This is a genomic window from Bacillus sp. 9.4 (genome assembly GCF_055486415.1).
Map to the genome: position 1 here is coordinate 582,224 of NZ_JBVFMU010000003.1, position 25,994 is coordinate 608,217.

The following is a 25,994-nucleotide window of genomic DNA, read 5'->3' on the forward strand; positions in this document are numbered from 1 at the left end:
ATGAAAACGGAACAACTGCAAACAGAACAAAAACGGATTCACTTCGACGGAGTCATGCAAAAACTCGGCCCGTTTCTTGGTTTATTTATTCTCGTTATCATTGTATCTATTTTAAATCCCAGCTTTCTTGAACCGCTGAATATTTTAAACCTGCTTCGCCAGGTCGCCATTAACGGATTAATCGCGTTCGGGATGACCTTTGTCATTTTGACAGGCGGCATTGATCTTTCTGTCGGCGCTATTCTTGCCCTGTCCAGTGCTTTAGTTGCTGGGATGATTGTGTCCGGTGTCGATCCGGTTCTCGCAATCATCCTTGGCTGTATCATTGGTGCCGTACTAGGCATGATCAACGGATTATTGATTACTAAAGGAAAAATGGCGCCCTTTATCGCCACGCTTGCGACCATGACTGTGTTTCGCGGACTGACGCTAGTGTATACAGATGGAAATCCGATTACAGGACTTGGCACAAACTACGCTTTTCAGATGTTCGGACGAGGTTACTTTTTAGGCATTCCTGTACCGGCGATTACGATGGTTCTTGCCTTTGTCATCCTTTGGGTGCTTCTTCATAAAACACCATTCGGACGCCGAACGTACGCTATCGGCGGCAACGAAAAAGCCGCGCTCATTTCAGGCATCAAAGTGACGCGCGTGAAAGTGATGATCTATTCTTTAGCCGGTCTTTTATCCGCTCTTGCAGGTGCCATATTGACTTCCCGCCTGCATTCGGCCCAGCCGACTGCGGGGGAATCGTACGAACTTGATGCTATCGCGGCAGTCGTCTTAGGAGGGACAAGTCTTTCTGGCGGCCGCGGACGCATTGTCGGCACTTTGATCGGGGTCCTGATCATCGGCACACTTAATAACGGGCTTAATCTGCTTGGCGTTTCATCATTTTATCAGCTGGTTGTCAAAGGGATTGTTATCTTAATTGCGGTATTATTAGACCGCAAGAAGTCAGCTTAGGAGGGTTTTCACATGAAAAAGGCTGTATCCGTCATTTTAACGTTATCATTATTTTTGTTAACCGCCTGTTCGCTTGAGCCTCCCCAATGGGCAAAGCCGTCAAACTCGGGGAACAAAAAGGAATTCACCATTGGCTTGTCCGTCTCAACACTTAATAATCCTTTTTTTGTCTCATTAAAAAAGGGTATCGAAAAAGAAGCTAAAAAACGGGGAATGAAAGTCATCATTGTTGATGCACAAAATGATTCATCGAAACAGACGAGTGACGTGGAAGATTTAATTCAGCAAGGTGTTGATGCATTATTAATCAACCCGACTGATTCTTCGGCGATCTCAACGGCAGTAGAATCTGCAAACGCAGTCGGTGTGCCCGTCGTAACAATCGATCGATCTGCCGAACAAGGAAAAGTTGAAACCCTCGTTGCTTCCGATAATGTAAAAGGCGGTGAAATGGCCGCATCGTTTATTGCCGACAAACTTGGAAAAGGAGCAAAGGTGGCAGAGCTTGAAGGCGTCCCCGGCGCATCTGCCACACGGGAACGCGGCTCAGGATTCCATAACATCGCAGACCAAAAGCTCCAAGTTGTCACAAAACAATCAGCTGACTTTGACCGCACGAAAGGCCTGACTGTCATGGAAAACCTGCTGCAGGGACATCCTGATATCCAAGCTGTTTTTGCTCACAACGATGAAATGGCGCTCGGTGCTCTCGAGGCAATTAACAGCTCGGGGAAAGACATATTGGTGATCGGTTTTGACGGCAATAAAGACGCGCTCGCTTCCATTAAAGACGGAAAGCTGTCAGCAACCGTCGCTCAGCAGCCTGAGTTAATCGGTAAACTGGCTACAGAAGCAGCAGATGATATTTTGCACGGAAAAAAAGTGCAAAAAACAATATCCGCGCCTCTCAAACTAGAAACACAAAAATAATTGTCTGATGTTTAGGAACCTGCGATAACGTGAATAGAGTTATAGAATGAATTATTTCTCTTACGTGAGGAGAGGAACGGCATGAACAAACCAACAAAACTATTTTCAACATTAGCACTTGCGGCTGGAATGACTGCGGCTGCTGCAGGGGGCGCTGGAACGATCCATGCTCAACAGCCAGAAACAACGGTAAGCATTGATGATTTATACAGTTATCCGATTGATTCTTATTTGGTATCAGCAGAGGCTCTAAATGTCAGAACGAAGCCTTCCGCATCAAGCCAGAAAGCCGATACGCTGCACTTAGGAGATAGCCTAAAGCTGATTTCCTTCTCAAATGCTGACTGGGCAAAGGTTCAGTATAAAAATGGAAAAACAGGATTTGTATCCACTCATTACATTGTTAAAGCAGCGACAACGGTAAAAACCAAAACAAAAACAAAAGTATATACATCCGCTGACGGAAAGAGCATTAAGACTCTTCCAGCAGACACAAGCGTTTCTTTTTTAGGCTGGAGTAAAACGAATAAAGGCGGTTTTGATTTTGATTGGGTATTCGTTGATTACGGCGGTGCGACAGGTTATATGAAATCAAAGGATTTACACATGACAAAATAACTGAGAGGGATTCCGCATTTATGCGGAATCCCTTTTATTATGAATTGATTTGTCACATTCCCAAGATATTTCTCAGGAAATATTGTCGTATGCTGTGTCGAAACCTTACATGATCATCAACATTTTTGTTCACGCTAAAAAGCGGAGGTGTAAATATGGATCAATTTGAAGCAGCATATGAATCGTATAAAGCCCGGCAAACAACTGTCGATCAAGAAAATGTTCCATCTGGAAAAGAAGAAATTATTGCGGTTAGAAGAAATGAGGAAGACAATATTATCGCAGTGAAAACCAATACAGGAAGAGAGCTCGACTATCCTACTGCGCTGTCAGAAGCAAAATCAGGAAAACTCGCTCATGTTGATGTCTTCCATAAATACGGGCGTGACATTTTGCGAAGTGAACCGGACGGCATCAAGGAAAACAACCTGTCTGAGCTGCCGGATTTTTAAACAAATACAGCCCTGCCGTATGTTCGACAGGGCTTTCTTTTAAACAAAAGGCTGCTGAATGTATTCGGCTAACCGTTTTGCACTGTGTGAAATATCCTCTGCAGCTGCATAATTCACGCCATAGAACACATATGGAGGCAGATACTTCATGCCGATCAGATTACTCGTGGCCTGAAATGGTTTCAATAGCTCACTGATCGAGTAATGATTTGCTCCGCCCGCTTGATATTTTTCCGCTTCGCTCCCTGTTGATACAGCCAGCATCAGCTCCTTGCCATGCAAGGCATTTCCTTCTGAACCAAAAGCCCAGCCGTAAGTCAGCACAAGATCCTGCCATTTTTTCAAGAGCGGCGGAGAGCTGTACCAATATAGCGGGAATTGAAAGACAATCCGATCGTATTCCTCGCACAGCTGCTGTTCCTTCGCAACATCTATAGCTTCATCCGGGTATTCCTTATAAAGATCCCGTACTGTGATATTGTCATGTTTACTCAATTCCTCAGCCCACGCCTTATTAACAACTGAGGTCTCCATATGAGGATGCACTGCCAAGACCAATATTTTCATCAGACCACACCTTTACTGTTTTGATGTTATTTTATCTAAAATCAGGAAAAGAGCCAAATAAAAAGAAAGCCCTGCTAAAAGGGGCTTTCTTTTTTTCTTTTATTCAGGGCTTCCTTCAGTTGTTTCGATATCTTTCGCAAAATCAGGGTTATCCAGATTCGCATTAAAGAAATCCGCTGTGTTCGGAAGTCTGAGATTCATGTTCATTTTTTGAGAAATCGTAACCGTGCAATCCTCTAGCACATAGTCAAAAACGTGTCCGCCTGAATTGCGTCCTTCGTCAATGAAGTGCAGGTGATAGCCAGAAACGGCGATTCCGTTTGCATAAGCTGGTGTCAAGAAACCTACGATCGTTCCTCTCACGTTGTCAAAGTTGAAGATCGGCTGTGTTTTGACCGCTTCAACCATTGGCACGTAAGGTTTTTCTTGAAGTTCTACCGTTCTTGTCTGCACCTTTTTAAACAATCCGTCAATGCGAATTGCATAAAATAAGTTTCTGCTTGGCAGCATGCTGTTGATCTCTTTTTCAAAGTCTTCGCGTGTCATTTTCGCATCAATTTTGTGCGTCATGTCCGGTGTAAAGAACGTAAATGAACAGAACGGTGAACGGTCCCCTTTTTGGACCGGTGTCGCGGTTCCGTCTGAGCGAAGACGGTAAAATTCGCCGTCAAACCCAATCAGCTCTCCGTCAAGCTTGTTAAAGGTTCCGATACCGAAGTCTCCATATTTCGGAATCTCTGACAGTTCAAAATCTCCGTCATATACTCCGTCTAATAGAGAAGTCATTGTTGATACTTGATAAATCTGGCTCACAGGCTGATCTTTTTGACCGCGGCTGAGCACTTGAATGTTGCTTTCTCGTTTCATATTTCCCTTCACTCCTTTTATTTAGTGCTGTTCATAAAACAGTGTCGTGATGCGCAGAGTGCTAGAGAGCTTTCGTTTTCATGAGTTCCCCGAATTCTTTCGGAAGCTTGTCACTTGCTAAATTAATGTTATCACTGTAGTCAACCGGGACATCAATGATGACAGGACCTTCAGCGTTCATGCCTTGACGCAGAACATCTGCCAGCTGGTCTGGTGATTCTACACGCAAGCCAGTTGCTCCGAAGCTTTCCGCATATTTCACGATATCGATATTTCCGAAATCGACCGCAGATGTACGGTTATATTTTTTCAATTGCTGGAATGCAACCATGTCATATGTGCTGTCGTTCCATACAATGTGTACAATTGGTGCTTTTAGTCGAACCGCTGTCTCTAATTCCATTGCTGAGAATAAGAAACCGCCGTCACCAGAGACAGAAACCACTTTTTCTCCCGGTTTCACCAATGAAGCGCCGATTGCCCAAGGAAGCGCAACGCCGAGTGTTTGCATACCGTTACTGATCATTAATGTTAACGGCTCGTAGCTGCGGAAATAACGTGACATCCAAATGGCGTGTGAACCGATATCGCAAGTTACTGTAACATGATCATCGACTGCATTACGCAACTCTTTAACGATTTCAAGAGGGTGCGCTCTGTCTGATTTCCAATCTGCAGGCACCTGCTCACCTTCATGCATATATTGTTTTAAATCAAAAAGGATTTTCTGCTCACGCTCTGCAAATTCCACTTTCACAGCATCGTGTTCGATATGATTGATCGTGGACGGAATGTCACCGATCAATTCAAGATCAGGCTGGTAAGCATGATCAATGTCAGCGATAATCTCGTCTAAATGGATAATTGTCCGGTCTCCATTGACATTCCAGAATTTCGGATCATATTCAATTGGGTCATAGCCGATAGTCAGAACAACATCTGCCTGCTCTAGCAGTAAATCGCCAGGCTGGTTGCGGAACAAACCGATACGGCCAAAATACTGATCCTCTAAATCTCTCGAAAGGGTACCGGCAGCTTGATATGTTTCAACAAATGGAAGCTGAACCTTTTTCAAAAGCTTGCGAACCGCTTTAATCGCTTCCGGTCTTCCGCCTTTCATGCCGACTAATACGACAGGAAGTTTTGCTGTTTGGATTTTTGCAATGGCCGCACTGATTGCATCATCTGCTGCAGGACCGAGTTTTGGCGCTGCAACAGCACGCACGTTTTTCGTATTTGTGACTTCATTCACAACATCTTGCGGAAAGCTCACAAAAGCGGCCCCAGCCTGCCCTGCTGACGCTATCCTAAATGCATTTGTAACAGCTTCCGGTATATTTTTTACATCTTGAACTTCTACACTGTATTTTGTAATCGGCTGGAATAGCGCCGCATTATCCAAAGATTGATGTGTCCGTTTTAAACGATCTGCACGGATCACGTTTCCAGCAAGCGCAACGACAGGATCTCCTTCAGTATTCGCTGTCAGCAGACCTGTTGCCAAGTTCGAGGCACCCGGTCCTGATGTGACTAACACGACTCCCGGTTTTCCAGTTAAACGGCCGACTGCTTGCGCCATGAATGCTGCGTTTTGTTCGTGCCGGGCAACGATAATTTCAGGTCCTTTATCTTGTAAAGCGTCAAATACCGCATCAATTTTTGCACCTGGAATGCCAAATACATGTGTGACACCTTGCTCCACCAAGCAATCAACAACAAGCTCCGCCCCTCTGTTTTTCACAAGGGATTTTTGTTCTTTTGTTGCTTTTGTCAACACCCTCACTCCTTATTATGCATTTTAAACGTAAAATTTTAAATATCTTGTGATAAGTTTCACTATACACTCTTTGGAAATTGACCTCCAATATCGATTCGCCTTATGATTAATATGTAATACGAATTATTAACCTATGGAAAGGAATGCATATTGAATGGAGCTTCGCCATCTTCAATACTTTATCGCAGTAGCCGAAGAGCTTCATTTCGGAAGGGCTGCCCGGCGGCTGAACATGACGCAGCCTCCTCTCAGCCAGCAGATCAAACAGCTGGAGGAAGAAGTCGGAGTTACGCTTCTGAAAAGGACAAAACGATTTGTCGAGCTTACCGCAGCAGGAGAAATCTTTTTAAATCATTGCCGCATGGCATTGATGCAAATCGGACAAGGAATTGAACTGGCACAGCGGACGGCCCGCGGCGAGCAAGGCCTTCTCGTAATCGGTTTTGTCGGATCAGCTACATATGAATTTCTGCCGCCGATTGTCCGGGAATATCGTAAAAAATTCCCATCTGTGAAAATAGAACTGCGTGAAATATCCTCGTCTAGGCAGCAGGAGGAGCTACTAAAGGGCAACATTGATATTGGTATACTTCATCCTCCCTTACAGCATACAGCTTTACATATCGAAACCGCCCAAAGCAGCCCTTGTGTTTTAGCTTTGCCTAAGCAACACCCATTGACTTCTAAGGAATCAATTACGATTGAGGATTTAAGAGATGAACCAATTATTACTGTTGCTAAAGAAGCATGGCCTACTCTATACATGGATTTTATTCAGTTCTGTGAACAAGCGGGCTTCAGACCCAACATTGTCCAGGAAGCCACAGAATATCAAATGGTGATTGGTTTAGTCAGTGCCGGAATTGGTATGACATTTGTTCCTTCCTCAGCCAAAAAATTATTTAATTTGGATGTTACTTATCGAAAAATGGACCAAATACAGCTTAATGCAGAATGGGTTATCGCTTACCGCAAAGACAATCATAATCCGCTTATAAAGCATTTTATTCATATTTCAAATTGTCAGCAGACAAGAACTAAAGAGAGTGATGCAGGTACATGAACGATACTTGCAATCTCTTTTTTCTTTTGGGTTTCTTATGGAAATTTTATTAATTTAATATAATCGCTTAGTACAACTTTATATCAGTATACGTATACATACAGTACAAATAGTTGGCAAGGACATTAGTAAGCGCAGGAAATTAGTTTGATTTTAAAAATGAAAGATAGAGAGGTGAAGTAAATTATTGAGTTCACCGGCATATTCACATTGCTCGCTTTTTTCGTAACAATGATTTTTATTTTCTGGAGACCAAAAGGACTAAATGAAGCTATCCCCGCCACATTTGGCGCTTTAATGGTTTTATTGTGCGGAAGTGTGTCATTGGCAGACTTAGGGGAAATCGGAACAAAAGTCACGGGTGCATCGGTTACAATCCTTGCCACTATGATTATGGCCATTGCACTAGAAAGCTTTGGTTTCTTTTATTGGGTGGCTGCAAAACTGCTCCAACAATCCAAGGGTTCAGGCATCAAGCTTTTTTGGCTAACCAATTTGCTCTGCTTTCTCATGACCATTTTCCTGAATAATGATGGGAGCATTTTGATCACAACTCCAATCCTTTTGCTTGTACTAAAATATTTAGGTTTAAAAAAACATCAAAAAGCCCCATATTTATTAAGCGGTGTTTTAATAGCCACAGCCTCTAGCGCACCGATTGGCGTAAGTAATATTGTTAATTTAATTTCTCTCAAAATAATTGGAATGGATCTATATCTTCACACTGCCATGATGTTTGTCCCTAGTATGATGGGACTCATTTTTATGACTTGTCTACTGTTTATGTTCTTTTATAAACGTCTTCCCAAGAACCTGCCAGATATACCGAGCCATTTTCAGTCTCTGCGGCATAGAAGGTACCATCCTCTTAATTCGCCAACAGCTCCTTTACCAGAACGAAATCAAACAAAAATCATGTTGTTTGTGCTTGCATTTGTTTTTCTTGTCAGAATGAGTCTATTTGCAGCATCATATATCGGTATTTCTGTTCCTCTAGTCGCTGTCATCGGATCTTTTATCCTGTTGAGCTGGAGATGGATTTATTTCAAAACCTCCCCAAGAGACTTGTTATATAAATCGCCTTGGCACATTTTTATATTCGCTTTTACTATGTATGTCTTAATTTATGGTCTGCATAATATTGGATTCTCTGAGTTACTTGTGAATTATTTTGAACCTGTGGTTTCTGGAAGCCTCGCCCATGCAACTTTCGCATCAGGTATCTCTACTTCTGTTTTTTCTAATCTCTTTAACAATCATCCAGCGTTAATGATCAGTACTTTTACCTTAACTGAAATGACCCTGAATCCTTCAACAACAAAAATCATCTACTTGGCAAATATTATCGGCAGTGATATCGGTTCATTATTATTACCTATGGGAACCTTAGCAACGCTTATTTGGATGCATATATTAAAACAGCATGATGAAAGTATTTCATGGGGCGAATATATAAAAACGACCATTATCATCATTCCGCTGACTGTTCTTTTTACGTTAACATGTTTATATTTTTGGATCAGTTGGTTATTTCTTTAGCACAGTATGAAACGAAAAACTGCCTTCTGCTATTCAAGAGGGCAGTTTTGCATACACTAGGGAAGATGCATTGTCTTTAGATGATTTAACTTCCAAATGATTGGCTCTCCATTTGCGTTAATAAGCTCAATGATATTATTAGAGACATCCTTTAATAGACCAACTTTTTCTGGCACCTCTCCCATATCAAATATGACCAATTCACCAATATTTTTTTTGATCTGCTCCTCAAAATTACGCACAAGAGGAACTTTGGAAGGCACGACAGGCAATTGTGAGTTGTCAAGAGTGTACGGTGTTTGTTCAGTTGAATAAGGGGTAAACCATTTTAAATGATGCATAGATATAAAAAGTATTTTAAATACAGGTGAGAAAAATACAATATAATCGTTTAAAACATTTGTAACATACCCATGGATCGATCGACCCCCAGTTACATAAACTTCAATAAACTGGCCTTTGACCTTGTTTAATGTATTTCTATATGAAAAAGCTTGAGTTTCTGCCTCTATCATTGGATCTTCCGGATTGATCAAAAATGGCTTCTCAGTACTGGTCACTATTTTCGCCTTTTTCATTTGATGAAGATGCAACAAGGGAATATAAAGATAATTGCAGCCATCAAAAATAACAAAAATATCCTGTCCGATATCTATAAGGGTGCCGACAAACCTTGTATCTCCTGAAATGACAACCTCAACATCTGTGTTAAGGAATTGATTCAAACCTTTCACGATTCTCCTCCTTTAACTGAAAAAGGGCATCACTTAATCTGATGCTCCTCCATTATCTATTAATATTTACGTTTCCAGTGATAGTCTATCGTTCTGACAATCGTTTCATAGCTATAATCTTCCTTTTGTTTTCCTGAACTTTTTAAGGAACTTGAATAACCTGATGATCTTGATGATTGATAATCTGAAGATCTTGGTGATCGTTTAGATGATTTTGATGAACTCTTTGAACCTGATGAGCTGTATGATTTTGATGATTGATGATCTGAAGATTTTGATGATCGTTTAGATGATTTTGATGAACTCTTTGAACCTGATGAGCTGTATGATTTTGATGATCGATGATCTGAAGATTTTGATGATCGTTTAGATAATTTTGATGAACTCTTTGAACCTGATGAGCTGTATGATTTTGATGACTGATAATCTGAAGATTTTAGTGATCGTTTAGATGATTTTGATGAACTTGATGAGCTATATGGCTTTGAAGAAATTAACGAACTGCTGTACACTTCTTCTTTTTGATCTGTATCATCGCTGTCTTCCTGATTTTGATGCTCATTCTTTTCATCCTCTTTTTTGTACGACCCTTTTGGGCCTAAGCTGATGCTTTTTATGTGAAAAGGATAGATGCGAAGCACCTCTTGATTTTTCACTATAGTATAATGGCCGTCGGCATTATCTACAAGGATACCCTCAATGGCTTCCGGACCTCCACGATTAATTGAAACCCATTTATGAGTCAGACTCTTAAAAACCTCGCTTAAATAATCAGCTTCCAAGACACCTGATGGCGTCTGTCCTTCTATTTTCAAATCGGGCTCATGTTTACTTATACTCTTTATGTGATGGATATTAAAATACACTACCCCATCCTCATTTGTGTTTAACGCAGCGTAATCATCTCCCAGCCAGACCAACCTTCCTTTTTTAGATTCCGGACCCCCTTGATTAAATTGAACTGATTGGTTCATTAATTGTCCGATTAAGCTATGAAAATCGTCAGCGTCGGGCATTTCCCCAGTCTCAATTGTTGTGGTGCTATTATTGGTATCCTCAGTAATACTTTTCACATGATCCAACTGATAATAAATTATTTTTTTTTCAGCTTGTAAAGCAATATAATCTGATTTTACAGCAGTTAATTTTCCTTTTTTAGATTCCGGACCTCCACGATATACAGTAACAATTTTATCTTTCATTGAATGCAAAAAGTTATAATAAGATATTTCATCATTTGAATGATACTTCATTCTCCTCTTGCTCATTCAAGTTCCTCCTAGTCACTTATACATAGATGATAAACATATTGCATATATACGTGTCACGTTTATTTGTTGAACTAATTCAATAGCCTAATTGTCGCTTTTTCAGCAGAATACCTATTTTCACACATTCATAAAATACTTAAATTATTTTTGAGGTATTGTGAACGGTTTTTAATATACTCACAAATCACATCCGGCTCACGGTCAAAACGCTCAACATCATTCTTTTTATATGGGTCCATTAAGATAAAAGGCCTAATCCGCTCATACATCGCCATTATTTTCGGTTCCATATATTCTATCGTAAAAAGAGATTGGAGCGTTTTTTCTAACAGGCGCTTGTAGGACTTGCGAAACTCGGATTCATCCAATATCCGGGCGGTTAGTGTATTAAATCCTTGAATTCTTACATAATCGGCAGCCATCCGCTCTCCATGGATATCCCTGCCCCAGGTCGCATCATAATCCCAAGGAATCACCTCAAATAATCCGGTTTCCCCGCTTCTGTATAATGCGTAGTTGTGGACAAACCCGTCATAGTTCGAGGTGAATACAATACCGGCAAGCCACCGCAAATACTTATCGACATCCACGTGTTTTGTCACTTCTGACTTAAACTGAGCTTTAGGGACAGTATTAATTTTAAAAATCATATCCTGTAAATAAAAATCATCTTCCACAGTCCCTGTCTTCTTTTCATATCCAAGCTCCAGCGACGTCTTCGTTTCCTTTTCCAAATCGCTCATCAGAGAAAAGTTAGCATCATCATCCACCGCGTAAAAAATCGCGCCATCAGCCAGCTTCCTTTTCGCCAAATAATATTCATCTACGGATTCAAGTTCAAGATAAACCCCTTCATTCTTCCCATTCACCTTTACAAACACAAACTCTGCCTTTGGAGACAGTGTCCCTAGCTCCGAGAAAAAATCCAGAGACAATTTGTTTCTCATCAAGGAAGGGTCTTTATACTCCGCATTTAAGTGAATCTCTCTCGCGCCGCGGAATGTTTTCGGCTGATAAAAGGAAATATGGTATGACTTCTTTTTGAAGTCTCTGATATGTGATCCCCGATAAGCGATATCGATATCCAGCCTTTTTTGATTTACCTTCATCACAGCTGGCACCGGATCATCGTCCCATATATCCTTTTTTAATTCACGCAAATCCTTTGGATGAACAAACAGCTGATAAAGCGGTAAATTGGATTGATTCTTCATCCATAATCCTCCTTACAAATTTTAGGCTTTTATTTTTATAAGATCTCAGCGGAACACTTATACACTTTTTAAAACCGCGCGTACTATGAGGGTAGTAAGGATCTTCATCCTTAACATCATTTTTAAAAGGAGGATTTCAAATTGGGCCACTATTCCCATTCTGACATCAAAGAAGCGGTGAAATCCGCAAAAAAAGAAGGTTTAAAGGATTATTTATACCAAGAGCCTCATGGAAAAAAACGCAGTCATAAAAAGTCGCACCGCACTCACAAAAAATCTCGCAGCCATAAAAAATCATACTGCTCTCACAAAAAATCTCGCAGTCACAAAAAATCATTCTGTTCTCACAAAAAATCTCGCAGCCACAAAAAATCATATTGCTCTCACAAGAAATCACGCAGCCACAAAAAATCGTACCGTTCTCACAAAAAATCTCGCAGCTATAAAAAATCTTGCCGTTCTTACAAAAAATCTCGCAGCTATAAAAAATCTTGCCGTTCTTACAAAAAATCTCGCAGCTACAAAAAGTCTTACTGTTCTCACAAGAAAAAATCTCGCAGCTATAAGAAGTCATGCCGCACACACAAAAAATCTTATCGTTCCCATAAGAAATACTACAAAAAACCGCACCACCACTGCGACGACTACAAAAGACACGATGATTATGACAGCAAAAAAGAATACTGGAAAGACGGCAATTGCTGGGTAGTCAAAAAGAAATACAAATAATCTAAGTTTTCATTGTTTCAATAGGCTACCGGCGGAGGTACGGAAGCCTATTTTTTTATTTGCCCTGTATTAGATATATGTCATGACATAACATATGCAACCCGCATCATTTGGTTTCCTTTAAACCATTTCGTTATAATCAAGGTATCCTAACGATAAAGGCGGTTTGTTGCTATGTACATATTTCAAGCTGATCAGCTTAGTGCCAAAGACACATACAAGCTATTGTCAGGTACCGTTATTCCCCGCCCCATTGCATTTGTGACAACACTTTCTTCAGGAGGAGCGGTAAATGCCGCGCCTTTCAGTTTTTATAACGTCGTCAGCTCAGATCCTCCGCTTCTCAGTATTTCTGTTAACAGGACGGAAGGACGCCAAAAAGATACAGCACGAAACGCAGTGGAGAACGGAGAATTTGTCGTTCATGTCAGTGATGAAGCCATCATTGAAGATATCAATGAAACAGCTGCAAGCTTAAGGCCGGATGAAAGCGAGCTTACACGCACCTCGCTTCATCCTGTTGAAAGCAAAGCTGTTTCAGTTCCCGGCATTAAGGAAGCCCGCGTTCGCTTTGAGTGCAAATTAGAGCGGCATATTACCTTTGACAATGATCAAGGCATCACTACAGCAGATCTGCTCATCGGAAGAGTTGTCTGCTTCCACCTAGATGAAAAGGTGTATGATGCAGAAAAGGGATATATTTTAACGGATGAATTAAAGCCTGCCTCACGATTGGCGGGAAATCACTATGCCAAGCTGGGGGAAGAATTCACACTGATTCGTCCCAGCTGAAGAGAAGGACTATTTAAATAGAAGAAACTAGTCAAAAAGACCTTATGATTACAAAATATCGCCTGTAAATAACTGAAAAAATATCAAAAAAAAGAACACCCAGAGTAAGCTCGGGGTGTTCTTTTATGAAACGTTTTTCCTTTTTCTTCGTATAAAGGTAGATTAGGAGGAATTGGAATGACAAACTTTTGGATTTTAATGCTGATCGCTATTACCATCAGTCTCGCCTCTCAATTTTTTATAAAGAAAAAATACGGTATTGATAAATCCGGCTGGCGATATAAGCATGTCAGCAATACACACAAATGGATCGAAATCACTTTACTTATTTTGTTTGTGTTTTCACTCTCCTTTTTTCCAGTTGAATATTTGCTTCTTTTATTTTTTATTGTGATTGACTCAATACGAATTTTTATGGAGTGGCATTATAGACCAGAAGATAAACAGTATATGTACCACATTGTAGAGGTCTCCCTTATGTTTGTGCTTTTGATTTATATTTGTACCCTATAGTTATTTAAATCCCCACAGCCGCTCCGTCTCCCCGAGGATCGGCTCCGCCTTGGAGAAAGCCTTCTTCATCAACTTTGATTGCAGCCGCGTGTCCCATCAGCGGATCATAGTCACCGACAACCTCCACGAGATGCCCGCTGTCTTTCAGTTTTTGGATTGTTTTGTCTGTGAATCTGCCCTCGACTCTGAGACCTTCGTATTCCTCTCCCCACGTTCTGCCCCATACCCAGCGCGGTTCGCTGATTGCCTGCTGTGGATGCATTCCGTAGTCCAGCATTCGGGTAATGATGGCCGTCTGGGTCTGCGGCTGGCCTTCGCCGCCTTGTGTGCCGTACAGAATTTTTGGCTTTCCGCCTTTACAGACCATAGCCGGCATCAACGTATGGAAGGTGCGCTTTCTTGGTTCAAGCGTGTTGACATGATTTTCATCCAGTGAGAAAAATGATCCACGGTTTTGCAGTAATATGCCTGTATCACCCGCAGTGACTGCCGAGCCAAATTCAAAGTACAGGCTTTGAATGAATGACACTGCGTTGCCATCCGCATCGATTACGGCCGCATATGCCGTATCACTTCCCACCGGCCTGCTTTCTGCCGGTACTGCGAGATAGCCGATTTCTCCCGCCAATCGTTTCGCATAATTTTTATCTAAAAGCCTTTCAAGCGGAATGTCAGCAAACGCAGGGTCAGTCAAAAAGGCATTCCGATCTACAAAACTCTTTTTCAGCGCCTCCACAAGCACATGATAATACTCAAATGAACCGTGCTCGATTTGGGTGAAATCATAGTTTTCCAAAATGTTCAGTGTTAATAAACCGGTAAATCCCTGAGAATTCGGCGGCGCCTGATACACACTGTATCCTCGATAATCACTTGATACAGGCGCTGCCCACTCACCCCGATGCGCTTTAAAATCATCGATTGTCATGTAACTGCCGTTATCTTGTAAATGTGAGACAATCCGCTGAGCGAGATCTCCTTCATAAAATGCGCTTCTTCCTTTTTCAGCAATCACATTCAGACTGTCTGCAAGCTCTTTTTGCACAAACCGCTCTCCCGGGACAGGTGCTTTGCCCCTTCTCGTGAAGATGTCAGCCGTGTAAGGCGTGGAAGCCAGCAATTCAATATTCTTTTCTGTGTGACGACACTGATCAGCTGATACAGGAAACCCATTTTGGGCATAATCGCGTGCGGGCTCCAATACATCTGCAAGAGACAGACGCCCGTACTCCTTCAGGACCGCATCCCAGCTATCAACCATTCCCGGCACGGTAATGGCACTGTCAATTCCCCGCAGCGGAATCGCGCTTTTTCCCTTATATACATCTCTCGTTACGTTTTTTCCTGAACGGCCGCTGCCATTGTAGACTTTTACTGCCTTTGTTTCCTGGTGAAAGGTTAGCCAAAAGGAATCCCCGCCAAGTCCGGTCATATGCGGGTACACAACCGCCAGGCAAGCACTCACCGCAACGGCGGCGTCAAACGCGTTGCCTCCCTTATCCAGTATGCGGTTTCCGGCTTGAGAAGCGAGGTAATGCGGACTGACGACCATTTGCTTTGTACCGATGACAGATTTGTTCATCACAAGTCCCCTTTTTTAAGAAATTTTCTTCAGTATAGGGAGCCTGATTTATCACATCTACTGATCCGGCAGAAAAACTGACGAACTTTCTTCCTTTCGCAAATGATAAGATGTTTTTACATTCATTTCGAAAACAAATGAAAAATTATCATTTCGATACGTAACTTTTATGATAAAATGATTGCTAAAAGGCTACGAAAGCAGGTGGAGCAATTGAGTCATGAATATCAAATCCCCAACCTTGTACTTGATGAGACTGATAAACAAATTCTCACGATTTTGCATGAAGAAGGCAGAATTTCTTATACGGATCTTGGCAAAAGAGTCGATTTGTCACGGGTCGCCGTGCAGGCCCGTATCAACCAATTAATTGAAGCCGGTGTTATTGAAAAATTCACCGCTGTCATCAATCCCGCTAAAATCGGCATTCATGTTTCCGTGTTTTTCAATGTCGAGGTAGAACCGCAATTTTTAGAAGAGGTCGCTCTTAAGCTTGAGGAAGAGCCTGCGGTCACCAGCCTTTATCACATGACAGGCCCGAGCAAGCTGCATATGCATGGGATCTTTGCCAACGATCAAGAAATGGAAGAATTTTTAACAAAACGGCTGTATCCATTGCGAGGCGTCGTCAGTGTTGATTGCCAGATGCTGATCAAACGATACAAAAGCCGTATGGGAATGAAGCTGTAAAGGAGAGAAACGAATGAAAAACCATCCTTATCGGGATATGACGGCCGCAATGATTCGCACCGGCATATTAGGTTTCGGCGGCGGACCTTCCGTGATTCCGCTGATCCGCCATGAAGCGGTCAATAAATATAAATGGATTGACGATGATGAATTCGGAGAAATATTAGCAATCGCTAATGCGCTTCCCGGACCGATTGCCACCAAAATGGCTGCTTATCTGGGCTTTAAGCTAAAAGGCACATTAGGTGCAATTGTGGCGACCCTCGCCCACATTCTGCCTACATGTCTTGCGATGGTGGGCTTGTTTGCGGCTGTAAATGTGTTAAGCCATTCAGCAATTGTTGCAGGTATGATTGGTGCCGTCACGCCGGTAATTGCGGTCATGCTCGGAATCATGGCGTACGAGTTTGGCCAAAAAGCGCTTAAAGGTTTCGGCTGGGTCACCGGCATCCTGTTTTTTATCATCGCTTTTATCGGCCTGCAAACTTTACAGATTAATCCCGGCCTTGTCATTATCATTTTCTTAGCGTACGGGGCGTTTCATTTTAAACTGAAAGACAAAATCACAAATAAACATTCAAAAGATAAAGGAATGTCAGCCTCATGATATCGATCTATTTATTTATGGCGTTTTTTATCGCAAACCTACTGGGATATGGCGGCGGACCTGCGTCTATTCCGCTAATGTTTGAAGAAGTCGTAAACAGATACAGCTGGCTCTCAAACGATCAATTCTCAAATATGCTCGCACTTGCGAACGCATTGCCGGGCCCGATCGCCACGAAAATCGCTGCGTATGTCGGCTACAGCGCAGGCGGGTGGCCCGGCTTCCTAATTGCCCTGATCGCAACCGTCGTACCGTCGGCGCTCGCATTGATCGTCCTGCTGCGCATCATCCAGCGCTTCCGCCAATCACCTGTCATCAAAGGCATGACGCTGTCCGTCCAGCCTGTCATCGCGGTCATGATGCTCATTCTTACCTGGCAAATCGGCGCAGACGGCATCAAAGCGATCGGCTGGGTCCAATCGATCGTGATTGCGGGAATTTCGCTCCTTGCCATGACAAAATTCAAAATGCATCCGGCATTTTTGATTATCGCGGCGTTTTTATATGGGGGCCTTGTGATCCCTCATTTATAGAAAAAAGCACCTTGACAGGTGCTTTTTTTATTTTGGCCCAGAAATGCCGTTTGATATGACAGCTGTTTCTTCTCCTGCGTCACTCTTGATGATGTGCTTGACTTGCAGCGTGGTTCCTGCCATTCTCACAGATTTCTTCAACTGGGGCGAATTGGTTTCAACATGTATCCAAACAGGAGGCTGGACCTTCCAAAATAAAAAGAATGCAAGAATCAGCAAGCCAGCAATGACCGACAGCAAAAACTTCATATCGCATCGCTTCTTTTCAGTAAGCGGCTCGCAGCGGACAGCGCCTGATGATCACGAAGAATATCGCCTGGACGATTGCCTTCTCCCAGCACATAGCCTTTAAAGGGCATTCCCATAAAATGAAAAATATGTTCGAATTGCTGAATCAGCGGCAGCCCTTTTATTTTTGGATTGTCTCCGCCCACTGCTGTTACATATGCCTGTTTCGCTGACATTTGCTGTTTAAAATCAGGAAATCTCGGATCTCTCAACGTCTGTGACCAGCGATCAATAAACAGCTTTAATGTCCCTGACATGCCAAACCAATAAATTGGGGTGACGAATACAAGAATATCGCACGGCAATATCCGCTCAATGATAGAATCGTAGTCATCTTGAACAGGACGAAAGCCGCCTTGGGCGTGACGCAGATCTTCAATTGGCTGAATTCGATATTTCTGCAAATAAATGTGCTCCGCATCGAATCCTTGAACAGCCTTCTCCGCAAGAACATCCGTATTTCCGCCAGACCGAGTTCCGCCGTTAATAACCGCAATTTTCATGATGCATCTGCTCCTTTGTTTACGAATGATTTTCTTCATCTTATAATGGATTCATCAATCAATACAGATGATTATTTCGATTAATCCAATCGCTAAAACCGATTTAGAAAGGAAGAGAACAAGTGGAATTGAAGCAGCTGATCACCTTTATTACGGCGGCAGAACATGTAAACTTCACCCTAACCGCCAAAATGCTTAATTATGCACAATCAAGCGTTACCTCTCAGATCAAATCACTTGAAGAAGAAATTGGGACGCCTTTATTTGAACGGCTCGGCAAGCGGCTTATCTTGACAGAAGCAGGAAAAACGTTCAAATCTTATGCACAGAAGATCATTGCGTTAACAGAAGAAGCGAAAATGGCCGCAAATCAAGTAAGAGAAACAACCGGAACCTTAAAAATCGGGGCGACGGAAAGCCAGTGCACATACCGCCTGCCCCCTATCATAAAAGAATTTAAACAGGCTTTTCCCCAAGTAAAGCTCATATTCAAACCATATATCTCCAATGAACAAGCGAAAGAACAGCTCTTACAGGGCCAGCTTGATATCACCTTCATCTTGGATGTAAACCGGATGGAAGACGCACTGCACGTTGAATCTTTGATTCAGGATGAGATCAAAATGGTGGCTGCTAATGACCATCCTTTTCCTGCGGATTTACCAGTAACATTGAAGGATCTTCAAAACGAAACTCTTCTGCTGACAGAGGACGGCTGCTCGTACCGCACGCTCTTTGAGAACAATTTGCATGACTCCGGTGTCTATCCTAACAAATTGGAATTCGTCAGCATAGAAGCCATCAAACAATGCGTGATGGCCGGACTTGGGATTGGAATCTTGCCTGAAATGACAGTAAAAGATGATATTGCAGCAGGCCGGATGAAAGAACTCAATTGGCAGAGCGATTGCCCCGTTTTCACTCAATTAGCATGGCATAAGGACAAGTGGATGTCTGCGCCATTAAAGGCTTTTATCGATTTGACACGGAAAACATTCAAATAAAACCTCTCCACAAGGACGACAAGGTTTTTGAGACCAGGAAAGCACACACATACAAAAAAACACTTGATGACTTAGAGCCCCAAGTGTTACATGTGATTTTTCTGATAAAACGTTCGCAAAACATGCGTCTCAAGGTCAGCCAGGCGGACAGGGATCGGCAGCCTGCTTTCTTGATTGATCAAGCTCATCGTGATCTGATAGCTGCTGTCTAAATCAATATAATTACCGCAAGACAAGAAAATAGGCTTCACGTCCCGCCGCGTTCGCAGCGCCCGTCCATATACCTCGCCGTCAATGATAATATCGGTGTATGCGCCTATTTCATTTTCAGGCGTCACGAAATCGCAGCCTTTGATTTTGAGATAGGTTTTCGCAATCCCAATCGTCGGCTTATTAAGAAAAAAAGCCGCATGGGTGGCAACGCCCATATGGTTGTAATGCAAATATCCGTTGCCATCAAACAAGAAGACATCCGGCTCCGTCTCCAGCTTTTTCGCCGCCTCGATGATCAAAGGCAGCTCACGAAACGCAAGAAAACCGGAAACATAAGGCACACTGATTCTCCCCATGCTGTGCACTTTTTCAATGACTTCTTTTGTATCAGCGTCAATCACGATAATACAGCACACCCCATACGGTTCTCCATCCTGCTCCCAATAGGCCAGGTCAACGCCTGCGCAGGTGTTGATGGAGTCTAGGTTGATGGAGGTGGATAGGTTGATTTTATGGATAAGGGATTGTTGTGTTTTTACAAATTCTTCTCTGTTTAGGTTGAAAGAATGGATTTGTTTAACATGCATCTAAAATCAATCCTACCTCCTGTTAACTAGTGTCTGTTTTTCTTTGTATACATTTTTACTATGAAAATTGTTTGAAAACTTACAACTCCAGGTTCTGCAAACTTTATTAATAGTTCTAATTAAATGTTTAACTACATTTCATTATTCGTAACTTTGTTTAATATAAATTCTATATTTTTAACTATTTCAATATGGCTATTTGTCTGAAATTCATATATGGGTTGATCCCAATCCTCATTTTGCATCATAACTAGTTGATAAAATCCATTAGCATCCGCATCTGGATACCAACCTAAATCAAGTAAGTAATTTTTACGAGAGTATGTTAATTGCATTAAATCTTGTGAAAAAAACAACCATTTTTCATCGTCTGGTGCTAGGTTTTTCGGATCAATTTCTCTAAAACTGTTTTGATTTATGGTCCATCCTTTTGGAATCCTTAAGGGTTGTAAACTTATTTCTGGCATTTTTTTTATCTTTCTCATAAAAGCCTCCTATTACTTATCAATACCAAGTTGTTTTAAATACTTATCTAATCGACTTCCAGCAATCGGATGACCATGATATTCACCACCAGAAAACTCCGCTCTAATCCAGCTTGTTGGTGTACCTAGATCATAACCGACTGTTTTTCCTGCATCATAAATGAAATAATAGTTGTTATTTCCATTATCAATAATATGACCTTTTAGAAGTGCCTCTTTTTCTAAAGCTTTGTTATTCACATCTGGTAAGTACTGAGCAGCTTTTTTACCTGTCATACTAAAACGTTTTGCTTCTTCAGGTGTTTTAGCCTTAACATGTTTATGGCCATGCGGAGTAAACGAAGCATTATTAAGCATCGTTCTAAATTCTTTACGACCATAATATCCATCGTGCGCTACTTTATCGTGATTTTTAGAAATGTTAGGACTATGAGAGCTTCCCTTACGACCGCCATCACTAACCATCTTCACAATCCCAAGATCCTTAACAGCCGTCTTTTCCACATCGACACGTACTGTCGGGATTCCGAATGTAAAGCCATCCGGAGTTACAGGGCGTTCTGCGTACACGCGGACGTTTGTTGGGACTTTGAATTGTTTTACTTTTTCTAGTGTTTTGTTTGCTTTTTGGACTTTTGAATGGGTTGCAAGCGGTATGCCTTTATCAATATGTTTCGCCAATGCACCAGCACCAACCAAGCTCAATGCCGCTTCCAGCGCACCCGTTTTCCGCTTCTCCTCAGACACTTTGTTTCCAAACATATCCCGTCCTGTGACGGCTTCTGAGAATCCGTTTGACGCTACAAGGCCGTATGCACCCATTTCTGTCATTTTGAGAATGTCTAAGGATTTGCCTGTTTTGTAGGCATCTAAAGCGTGTTCAGCCGCGATAGCTGCTTTTCCGGTTTTGTAGATGGCTTTTCCGCCTTTGAAGGCCCGGCCTGCCCAGCCGACGACTGGTATGAATCCGGCAGCGGCCATAGCTCCTGCTGTCACACGCTCTGCGGTGGAGAGTTTTTCTCCGGTAACCGGATCAACGCCTTCGGTTGCTCTTTTATAATCATAATAGCCAGTGACTTCTCCAGTAAAGTTGCAAACTCCATCCCATGTTTTTTCGTACCACGGTTTGTTTGCTTCTTCCTCGGCTTTTTCCTGGAGCCGTCTTGCTTCTGCTTGCTGGGTTTTTGCATCGATATAGGTTGTTCCTTGATTTTCTACTTCAATGACGCTTTTGTAGACTTCATTGCTGTGGAAGGCTTTTTTGTCATAGTACATAGGAGAAGCGCTCTTCCCATTGCTGGTGGCCTGCATGAGAACGGAATATTTGGTAAGCACTGCGTTGTCCAGAGATTCTAAATTTTGATATTCAGTTGTCAGGGATTCATCAAGCTTATCGACAGCTGTGATCGTGTCACGTCTGATTTTTTGGGCATCGCCCATCTTATCTGCATAGTCGTCAAGCGTATACATGTCGAGGTCAATAATATCGCTGATGCCTGACAAAATAGAATCGATTTCTTCTTTATGGGCGGAGACTATCTCTGAGGCTTTCAGGTCTCCATTGGGCAGCTCATGATCCAAAAAAGAAGTTTCCACATATGAATCATTCAGTTCTTGATCTTTAATATCTCCTGAAATGCCATTTAAAAACGCAATTTGAGCAGAGACAAGCGTCAGCCAGCTGTCTACGATTTCCGCCTGTCCCTGAAAAAAATCTTTAATATTGTCCGCGCCTTTTCCTTTAAAATTGTCGCCTAAATCTGCAACTCCCTGAAACGCTTTTTTCAGCGTATTCAGCTGCTCCTCAAGCGTCTCATATTGCTTTTTTCTGCTCTTCGCTTCTTCGATTAAAGATTTAGATTCAAATACTTTGCTCATCGCACTGCCCTTTCTGTTCTATTTTACCGCTATCGCCTCGTCCTGCTCTTTGAGTGAATCTACGTTATCCTTTGTATCCTCGATATTTTTCTGTACCGCTTTTTTGTAATCTCCGAGCATGGTTTTGATGTTCTCCTCACGCTCATGATATTTTTTCGTATAATCGAGTTTGTTTTTTCCATTGGACCCCGCGGCGCCGATTGATACGTCAGCAAGCGCATCTTTGACAGAATCCAATGTTTTGATGACTGTGTCGTACTTCAGCTTAATTTCTGACATAAAAAAAGATCACCACCATTTTAGTTTACTAATTTGTCTTCCTGCTTCTTCTACGAAATCTTCTCCTTTAGCAAGAAGGTCGCCTGCGGCATTCGCTGCACTTTTTGTCAAATTCAGCTCAAATTTCTCTGTCTCAAGCCAGAATATTTTGCTTTGAATCGAAGCCATATACTCGTTATATTTATCATTCACAATCTTGGATGCTTCCGATTTCGCCTCTTCTCTTCCCTTGTCGAAATCATCGGCTTTTGTTCCCGTCCAATGCTTGCCCAATTCCGGTTTCACAATTTCTTTGATTTCAGTGATTGCCTCTTCTTGCAGTGTGTCTATGTCCTTTTTTGCTTTTTTCAGCTTTTCGATCTTGTCTTCCACGTCGGAAATTTTTCCGTTGAGCGAACTTTTGATATCCGCTAGCATACTTTCATAACCCATCTGAATCACCTCTTAATACTCAAAAAGTCGTATGGAGGGGCTGATGAAGATAGACTTTTCCATACTTTATTTCCATATATTATATTTTAAAATAGCCAGAAGGCGGCTTAAATAGGGTAAATGGCTTAATTTATGCATATAACGCTCTTGGAATGTAGGTATTTGATCTTGTTTTTGTTCGTTATACAGTTAAAGAAAACGTTTTATAAAATAAAATCACCTAAAGTCATAGTTAAAAAGACACTTGAAAGAGACAGATGTTGTTGATCTACCTCTTCTCCAATGCCTCTGACGGCGCTGAGCTTATTGTTCATGTTTATGTTCTTCATCGGTTCGGCCACGTCTGATTTTGTCATTTGGCTTATTTCATTTCCGCTTCTGATCTTATTGGCATCAGGTGTGACCCTTTGGATCAAAAGCTTGTATTAGCTGCAGTCCCAGTTATACAGAACGTTTGAAAAGTCTTTTTTCCTTAAATCGTCAGGTGTGATGAAAAAATTGGCGATGCCGACGTCTCCCCACATTGAATCGATATCATCGTCTGAATCAATTTGTAAAAGCATGATGGTGTGTTCTTTATATGCGTATTCCCGCGGATCATGCTGGGTAAAAGAAGCGTATCCGCCGATTTTATGGCCAAATCCGTTTTCAGCCAGTTCATTATAAATGTCTTCTTCATCCTCGCCGAACTGACCAAAGAACTCCATTGTTTCCATGCCCGTATACTGCTCAAATTGAAAATCTGTAGGCAGCACCCATTCCGAAGATTTCACAGGCTCGACTGCCGCTTCTGATAAAATCGGAAAATCACATTCGCCTGTGCCAATAAATGAAAAATCAGAAACAAGCTCGTCTTCGTTTTCTATGATATTTTCAAAATAGATCACTCTAAAATTCTTTTGTTCACATTGATCGTCAAAATTCAATCCATAGACATCATCATGAAGAGAAATGTAGAACTGCAGGATACCCGAAGAAGGATAGCCGCCAAGCTGGGGAATGTGCGAGAAATTAATCTGTGCCAGAAGCTTCATCGGCTGTCCATTTTCATCAGTCGGGTATGTTTCATGCTTGGGGAAATAGGGATCACCGGCAATTTTGCTGTCATATCGTCCTGTTTTCCCTTTTCTCACATTCAGTTTCACGTATTCTTTCGCTGATTTCTCCAGCAAGTCGCGGTACGGTCTCATTTTTTCGGGCAGATGATTCATCAGATTCTCTCCTTTTCCGGCATCTCCAAGGTTTTATTTTCTGGTTTTCTTCGTTTCTTCTAATGTTTTTCAAACGATTGTTTAAAGAAGCCCTACTTCTGTATAATTTTCCAAACAATAGTTAAATAGTAGCAAATGTATTCAGCACCCCGCAATAGAGGAAAAAAAAAGACTGGTGCGCAACCAGCCTTTCTTTTTCCTCTATTGAATTGCACCTGACGGAACAACCGCCTTCCGACCGACAGAATAATACTCCACTCCTGAAGCCGCAGCTTCATCCAATGTGTAGCAGTTTCTGCCGTCAAATATGAGCGGCGATTCCATCAAATCCCGATAAGCCGCTAGCGGAAATTGTTTAATGTCAGCCCAGTCGGTTAAAATCATGACGGCGTCAGAACCTTTGACAGCTTCCTCGATCGTCTCTTTATATTCAACAGCTTGCGGGAGAACATGCTTTGCATGACCAACTGCAATGGGATCGTAGGCTCTGATACGGGCGTCGAGCGCAGCGAGACGGTCTGCAATAACAATTGACGGCGCTTCCCTCATATCGTCCGTATTCGGTTTAAATGACAGGCCTAAAAGGGCAATCGTTTTTCCCGTCACCCCGCCGAGCCTGTTCAGCGCTTTATCAACCAGCATCGCCTGCTGATTGTTGTTGACTTTGATAACCGATTTCAGCAGTTCAAAATCATGCTTGACATTGCCGGCAATTTGCACGAGGGCGTTTGTGTCCTTTGGAAAACAAGAGCCGCCGTAGCCTATGCCCGCTTTTAAAAACTGGCTCCCGATCCGCTTATCCTGTCCCATCCCGTACGCGACTGCTTCAATATCGGCGCCGACCTTTTCACATATATTCGAAATTTCGTTTATAAAACTGATCTTAGTGGCCAGAAAAGCATTTGAGGCATATTTGATCATCTCGGCGCTTCTGATATCCGTTTGGTAAATCGGGATTTGAAACGGACGGAAGAGCTCCTCCAGCGTATTTGCTGTTTTCTCATCGGCCGTCCCGATCACGATCCTGTCACCATGAAAGGTATCATAGATCGCCGACCCCTCACGCAAAAATTCCGGATTGGATGCGACCGAAATACTGACAGGCTCCGCTAGATGTTCAGTGATCAGTCCATTAATCAAATCGTTTGTCCCAACGGGCACTGTGCTTTTCGTTACCACGACTGTATCTCGTTTGACATGCTTTGCGATGCGTTTGGCCGCATCTGTAATTTGCTCCAGATTGGCGTGCCCGTCGCTTTTCTGCGGTGTGCCGACCGCTATAAAAATGATGTCTGCCTGTGCCAAGCCTTTCTCATAGCTCGTTTCAAAGTTCAGTCGTCCATCAGCTGTATTTTTTCTCATCAGCTCTCCAAGACCTGGTTCAAATATGGGGGAAATGCCCTTTCTCATTTCATCAATCTTGTGAGCGTCAATATCAATGCAGGTTACATGATGTCCAATCTCAGAAAGAGAAACACCTGTCACAAGACCGACATAGCCTGTTCCGATGACTGTTATATTCATTGTTTCCCTCCAACAGTTAAATTGCTGCTTTGCAGCTTCCGTAATATCGTATGAGAACATCCTATCATGAATGCGAATGATCTCCCGCATAGCCTGTCGGGTACAGCCTGTACTGATTTCTGAAATGTGATTCAACCATACAA

The 25,994-nt window shown here is 42.3% G+C and carries 29 protein-coding genes and 1 pseudogene; 13 read left to right on the forward strand and 17 right to left on the reverse strand.

Annotated features, from left to right (window positions below; translation table 11 throughout):
- The 4 genes from rbsC (at window position 1) to ACZ07B_RS14935 (ending at window position 2,969) form a co-directional block, all read left to right on the forward strand.
- Complete coding sequence (gene rbsC / locus ACZ07B_RS14920) at window positions 1-969, forward strand: ribose ABC transporter permease RbsC (RefSeq protein WP_003227873.1); 969 nt, start codon at window positions 1-3, stop codon at window positions 967-969.
- A gap of 12 nt (window positions 970-981) precedes the next feature.
- Window positions 982-1,899: a ribose ABC transporter substrate-binding protein RbsB gene (gene rbsB, locus ACZ07B_RS14925; RefSeq protein ID WP_464877370.1), complete on the forward strand. Its 918-nt coding sequence runs from the start codon at window positions 982-984 to the stop codon at window positions 1,897-1,899.
- Between the two features lie 81 nt (window positions 1,900-1,980).
- Window positions 1,981-2,517 carry an SH3 domain-containing protein gene (locus tag ACZ07B_RS14930; RefSeq protein ID WP_464877371.1) on the forward strand — a complete coding sequence of 179 codons (537 nt, stop codon included), beginning with the start codon at window positions 1,981-1,983 and terminating at the stop codon, window positions 2,515-2,517.
- A gap of 155 nt (window positions 2,518-2,672) precedes the next feature.
- A complete protein-coding gene (locus tag ACZ07B_RS14935; protein WP_003227867.1) occupies window positions 2,673-2,969 on the forward strand; it encodes a DUF3892 domain-containing protein in 297 nt (98 codons plus the stop codon).
- A gap of 39 nt (window positions 2,970-3,008) precedes the next feature.
- Here ACZ07B_RS14935 and ACZ07B_RS14940 read toward each other — a convergent pair whose 3' ends face one another.
- From ACZ07B_RS14940 to alsS, 3 genes are all read right to left on the reverse strand, one after another.
- Window positions 3,009-3,536, reverse strand: coding sequence for an NAD(P)H-dependent oxidoreductase (locus ACZ07B_RS14940; protein ID WP_003242788.1), 528 nt, complete (start codon window positions 3,534-3,536; stop codon window positions 3,009-3,011).
- Between the two features lie 99 nt (window positions 3,537-3,635).
- Window positions 3,636-4,403 carry an acetolactate decarboxylase gene (gene budA / locus ACZ07B_RS14945; RefSeq protein WP_024572687.1) on the reverse strand — a complete coding sequence of 256 codons (768 nt, stop codon included), beginning with the start codon at window positions 4,401-4,403 and terminating at the stop codon, window positions 3,636-3,638.
- A gap of 61 nt (window positions 4,404-4,464) precedes the next feature.
- The gene (gene alsS, locus ACZ07B_RS14950) at window positions 4,465-6,177 is read right to left on the reverse strand and encodes an acetolactate synthase AlsS (RefSeq protein ID WP_464877372.1); all 1,713 of its coding nucleotides are present in this window, start codon (window positions 6,175-6,177) and stop codon (window positions 4,465-4,467) included.
- Between the two features lie 157 nt (window positions 6,178-6,334).
- Here alsS and alsR point away from each other — a divergent pair, with 157 nt between their 5' ends.
- Window positions 6,335-7,243 carry an acetoin biosynthesis transcriptional regulator AlsR gene (gene alsR / locus ACZ07B_RS14955; RefSeq protein ID WP_024572689.1) on the forward strand — a complete coding sequence of 303 codons (909 nt, stop codon included), beginning with the start codon at window positions 6,335-6,337 and terminating at the stop codon, window positions 7,241-7,243.
- 210 nt (window positions 7,244-7,453) lie between these two features.
- Window positions 7,454-8,782: an arsenic transporter gene (locus ACZ07B_RS14960; RefSeq protein ID WP_464877373.1), complete on the forward strand. Its 1,329-nt coding sequence runs from the start codon at window positions 7,454-7,456 to the stop codon at window positions 8,780-8,782.
- Window positions 8,783-8,838: 56 nt separating this feature from the next.
- On the opposite strand, the gene ACZ07B_RS14965 is transcribed toward ACZ07B_RS14960, so the two are convergent.
- The 3 genes from ACZ07B_RS14965 to cotH all read right to left on the reverse strand — a co-directional run bounded on the left by ACZ07B_RS14965 (window position 8,839) and on the right by cotH (window position 12,001).
- On the reverse strand, window positions 8,839-9,516 hold the full coding sequence (locus tag ACZ07B_RS14965) for a DUF2642 domain-containing protein (RefSeq protein WP_256683031.1): 678 nt from the start codon (window positions 9,514-9,516) through the stop codon (window positions 8,839-8,841).
- 59 nt (window positions 9,517-9,575) lie between these two features.
- Window positions 9,576-10,784: a spore coat protein CotH gene (locus tag ACZ07B_RS14970; RefSeq protein WP_464877374.1), complete on the reverse strand. Its 1,209-nt coding sequence runs from the start codon at window positions 10,782-10,784 to the stop codon at window positions 9,576-9,578.
- A 128-nt stretch (window positions 10,785-10,912) separates the two neighbouring features.
- Complete coding sequence (cotH, locus tag ACZ07B_RS14975) at window positions 10,913-12,001, reverse strand: spore coat protein CotH (protein WP_014478176.1); 1,089 nt, start codon at window positions 11,999-12,001, stop codon at window positions 10,913-10,915.
- 141 nt (window positions 12,002-12,142) lie between these two features.
- Here cotH and cotG point away from each other — a divergent pair, with 141 nt between their 5' ends.
- From cotG to ACZ07B_RS14990, 3 genes are all read left to right on the forward strand, one after another.
- Window positions 12,143-12,730 (forward strand): spore coat protein CotG, encoded by a 588-nt coding sequence (gene cotG / locus ACZ07B_RS14980; protein WP_080009846.1) that lies wholly within the window; start codon window positions 12,143-12,145, stop codon window positions 12,728-12,730.
- A gap of 174 nt (window positions 12,731-12,904) precedes the next feature.
- Window positions 12,905-13,522 carry a flavin reductase family protein gene (locus ACZ07B_RS14985; RefSeq protein WP_003227852.1) on the forward strand — a complete coding sequence of 206 codons (618 nt, stop codon included), beginning with the start codon at window positions 12,905-12,907 and terminating at the stop codon, window positions 13,520-13,522.
- A 177-nt stretch (window positions 13,523-13,699) separates the two neighbouring features.
- On the forward strand, window positions 13,700-14,035 hold the full coding sequence (locus ACZ07B_RS14990) for a DUF4181 domain-containing protein (RefSeq protein WP_128738312.1): 336 nt from the start codon (window positions 13,700-13,702) through the stop codon (window positions 14,033-14,035).
- Window positions 14,036-14,039: 4 nt separating this feature from the next.
- Here ACZ07B_RS14990 and ggt read toward each other — a convergent pair whose 3' ends face one another.
- Window positions 14,040-15,617, reverse strand: coding sequence for a gamma-glutamyltransferase (gene ggt, locus ACZ07B_RS14995; protein WP_217002813.1), 1,578 nt, complete (start codon window positions 15,615-15,617; stop codon window positions 14,040-14,042).
- Window positions 15,618-15,830: 213 nt separating this feature from the next.
- On the opposite strand from ggt, the gene chrS reads away from it, so the two are divergent.
- The 3 genes from chrS to chrA are packed head-to-tail and all read left to right on the forward strand — an operon-like array spanning window position 15,831 to window position 17,447.
- Entirely contained in the window at window positions 15,831-16,307 is a 477-nt protein-coding gene (gene chrS, locus ACZ07B_RS15000; protein ID WP_014478181.1) for a chromate efflux transcriptional regulator ChrS, read from the forward strand.
- Window positions 16,308-16,320: 13 nt separating this feature from the next.
- Window positions 16,321-16,914, forward strand: a complete 594-nt coding sequence (chrB, locus tag ACZ07B_RS15005; RefSeq protein ID WP_130572931.1) for a chromate efflux transporter subunit ChrB — start codon at window positions 16,321-16,323, stop codon at window positions 16,912-16,914.
- Complete coding sequence (gene chrA / locus ACZ07B_RS15010) at window positions 16,911-17,447, forward strand: chromate resistance efflux protein ChrA (RefSeq protein ID WP_021480764.1); 537 nt, start codon at window positions 16,911-16,913, stop codon at window positions 17,445-17,447. The genes chrB and chrA overlap by 4 nt, the downstream gene beginning before the upstream one ends.
- Before the next feature lie 27 nt (window positions 17,448-17,474).
- On the opposite strand, the gene ACZ07B_RS15015 is transcribed toward chrA, so the two are convergent.
- Both ACZ07B_RS15015 and ACZ07B_RS15020 read right to left on the reverse strand, forming a co-directional pair.
- Window positions 17,475-17,696 carry a hypothetical protein gene (locus tag ACZ07B_RS15015; protein ID WP_217017176.1) on the reverse strand — a complete coding sequence of 74 codons (222 nt, stop codon included), beginning with the start codon at window positions 17,694-17,696 and terminating at the stop codon, window positions 17,475-17,477.
- Entirely contained in the window at window positions 17,693-18,238 is a 546-nt protein-coding gene (locus ACZ07B_RS15020; protein WP_124059278.1) for a flavodoxin family protein, read from the reverse strand. Before ACZ07B_RS15020 ends, ACZ07B_RS15015 begins: the two co-directional genes overlap by 4 nt.
- A gap of 122 nt (window positions 18,239-18,360) precedes the next feature.
- Between ACZ07B_RS15020 and ACZ07B_RS15025 the strand changes: the two genes are divergently transcribed.
- The gene (locus ACZ07B_RS15025; protein WP_014481127.1) at window positions 18,361-19,242 is read left to right on the forward strand and encodes a LysR family transcriptional regulator; all 882 of its coding nucleotides are present in this window, start codon (window positions 18,361-18,363) and stop codon (window positions 19,240-19,242) included.
- Window positions 19,243-19,328: 86 nt separating this feature from the next.
- Here the strand turns inward: ACZ07B_RS15025 and ACZ07B_RS15030 are convergent, their stop codons facing one another.
- From ACZ07B_RS15030 to uglF, 8 genes and pseudogenes are all read right to left on the reverse strand, one after another.
- A complete protein-coding gene (locus ACZ07B_RS15030; RefSeq protein WP_217002810.1) occupies window positions 19,329-20,042 on the reverse strand; it encodes an endonuclease V in 714 nt (237 codons plus the stop codon).
- A gap of 131 nt (window positions 20,043-20,173) precedes the next feature.
- Window positions 20,174-20,527 (reverse strand): hypothetical protein, encoded by a 354-nt coding sequence (locus tag ACZ07B_RS15035; RefSeq protein ID WP_014481129.1) that lies wholly within the window; start codon window positions 20,525-20,527, stop codon window positions 20,174-20,176.
- Between the two features lie 12 nt (window positions 20,528-20,539).
- Window positions 20,540-22,405: a ribonuclease YeeF family protein gene (locus ACZ07B_RS15040; RefSeq protein ID WP_217002809.1), complete on the reverse strand. Its 1,866-nt coding sequence runs from the start codon at window positions 22,403-22,405 to the stop codon at window positions 20,540-20,542.
- A gap of 18 nt (window positions 22,406-22,423) precedes the next feature.
- Window positions 22,424-22,684, reverse strand: coding sequence for a YwqI/YxiC family protein (locus ACZ07B_RS15045; RefSeq protein ID WP_003227825.1), 261 nt, complete (start codon window positions 22,682-22,684; stop codon window positions 22,424-22,426).
- 9 nt (window positions 22,685-22,693) lie between these two features.
- Window positions 22,694-23,116: a YwqH-like family protein gene (locus tag ACZ07B_RS15050; protein WP_010332155.1), complete on the reverse strand. Its 423-nt coding sequence runs from the start codon at window positions 23,114-23,116 to the stop codon at window positions 22,694-22,696.
- Window positions 23,117-23,332: 216 nt separating this feature from the next.
- Window positions 23,333-23,472 (reverse strand): annotated as a pseudogene (locus ACZ07B_RS15055) (hypothetical protein).
- Window positions 23,473-23,541: 69 nt separating this feature from the next.
- Window positions 23,542-24,327: a YwqG family protein gene (locus ACZ07B_RS15060; protein WP_464877375.1), complete on the reverse strand. Its 786-nt coding sequence runs from the start codon at window positions 24,325-24,327 to the stop codon at window positions 23,542-23,544.
- A 201-nt stretch (window positions 24,328-24,528) separates the two neighbouring features.
- Window positions 24,529-25,851, reverse strand: coding sequence for a UDP-glucose 6-dehydrogenase UglF (uglF, locus tag ACZ07B_RS15065; protein WP_464877376.1), 1,323 nt, complete (start codon window positions 25,849-25,851; stop codon window positions 24,529-24,531).
- Between the last annotated feature and the right edge of the window lie 143 nt (window positions 25,852-25,994).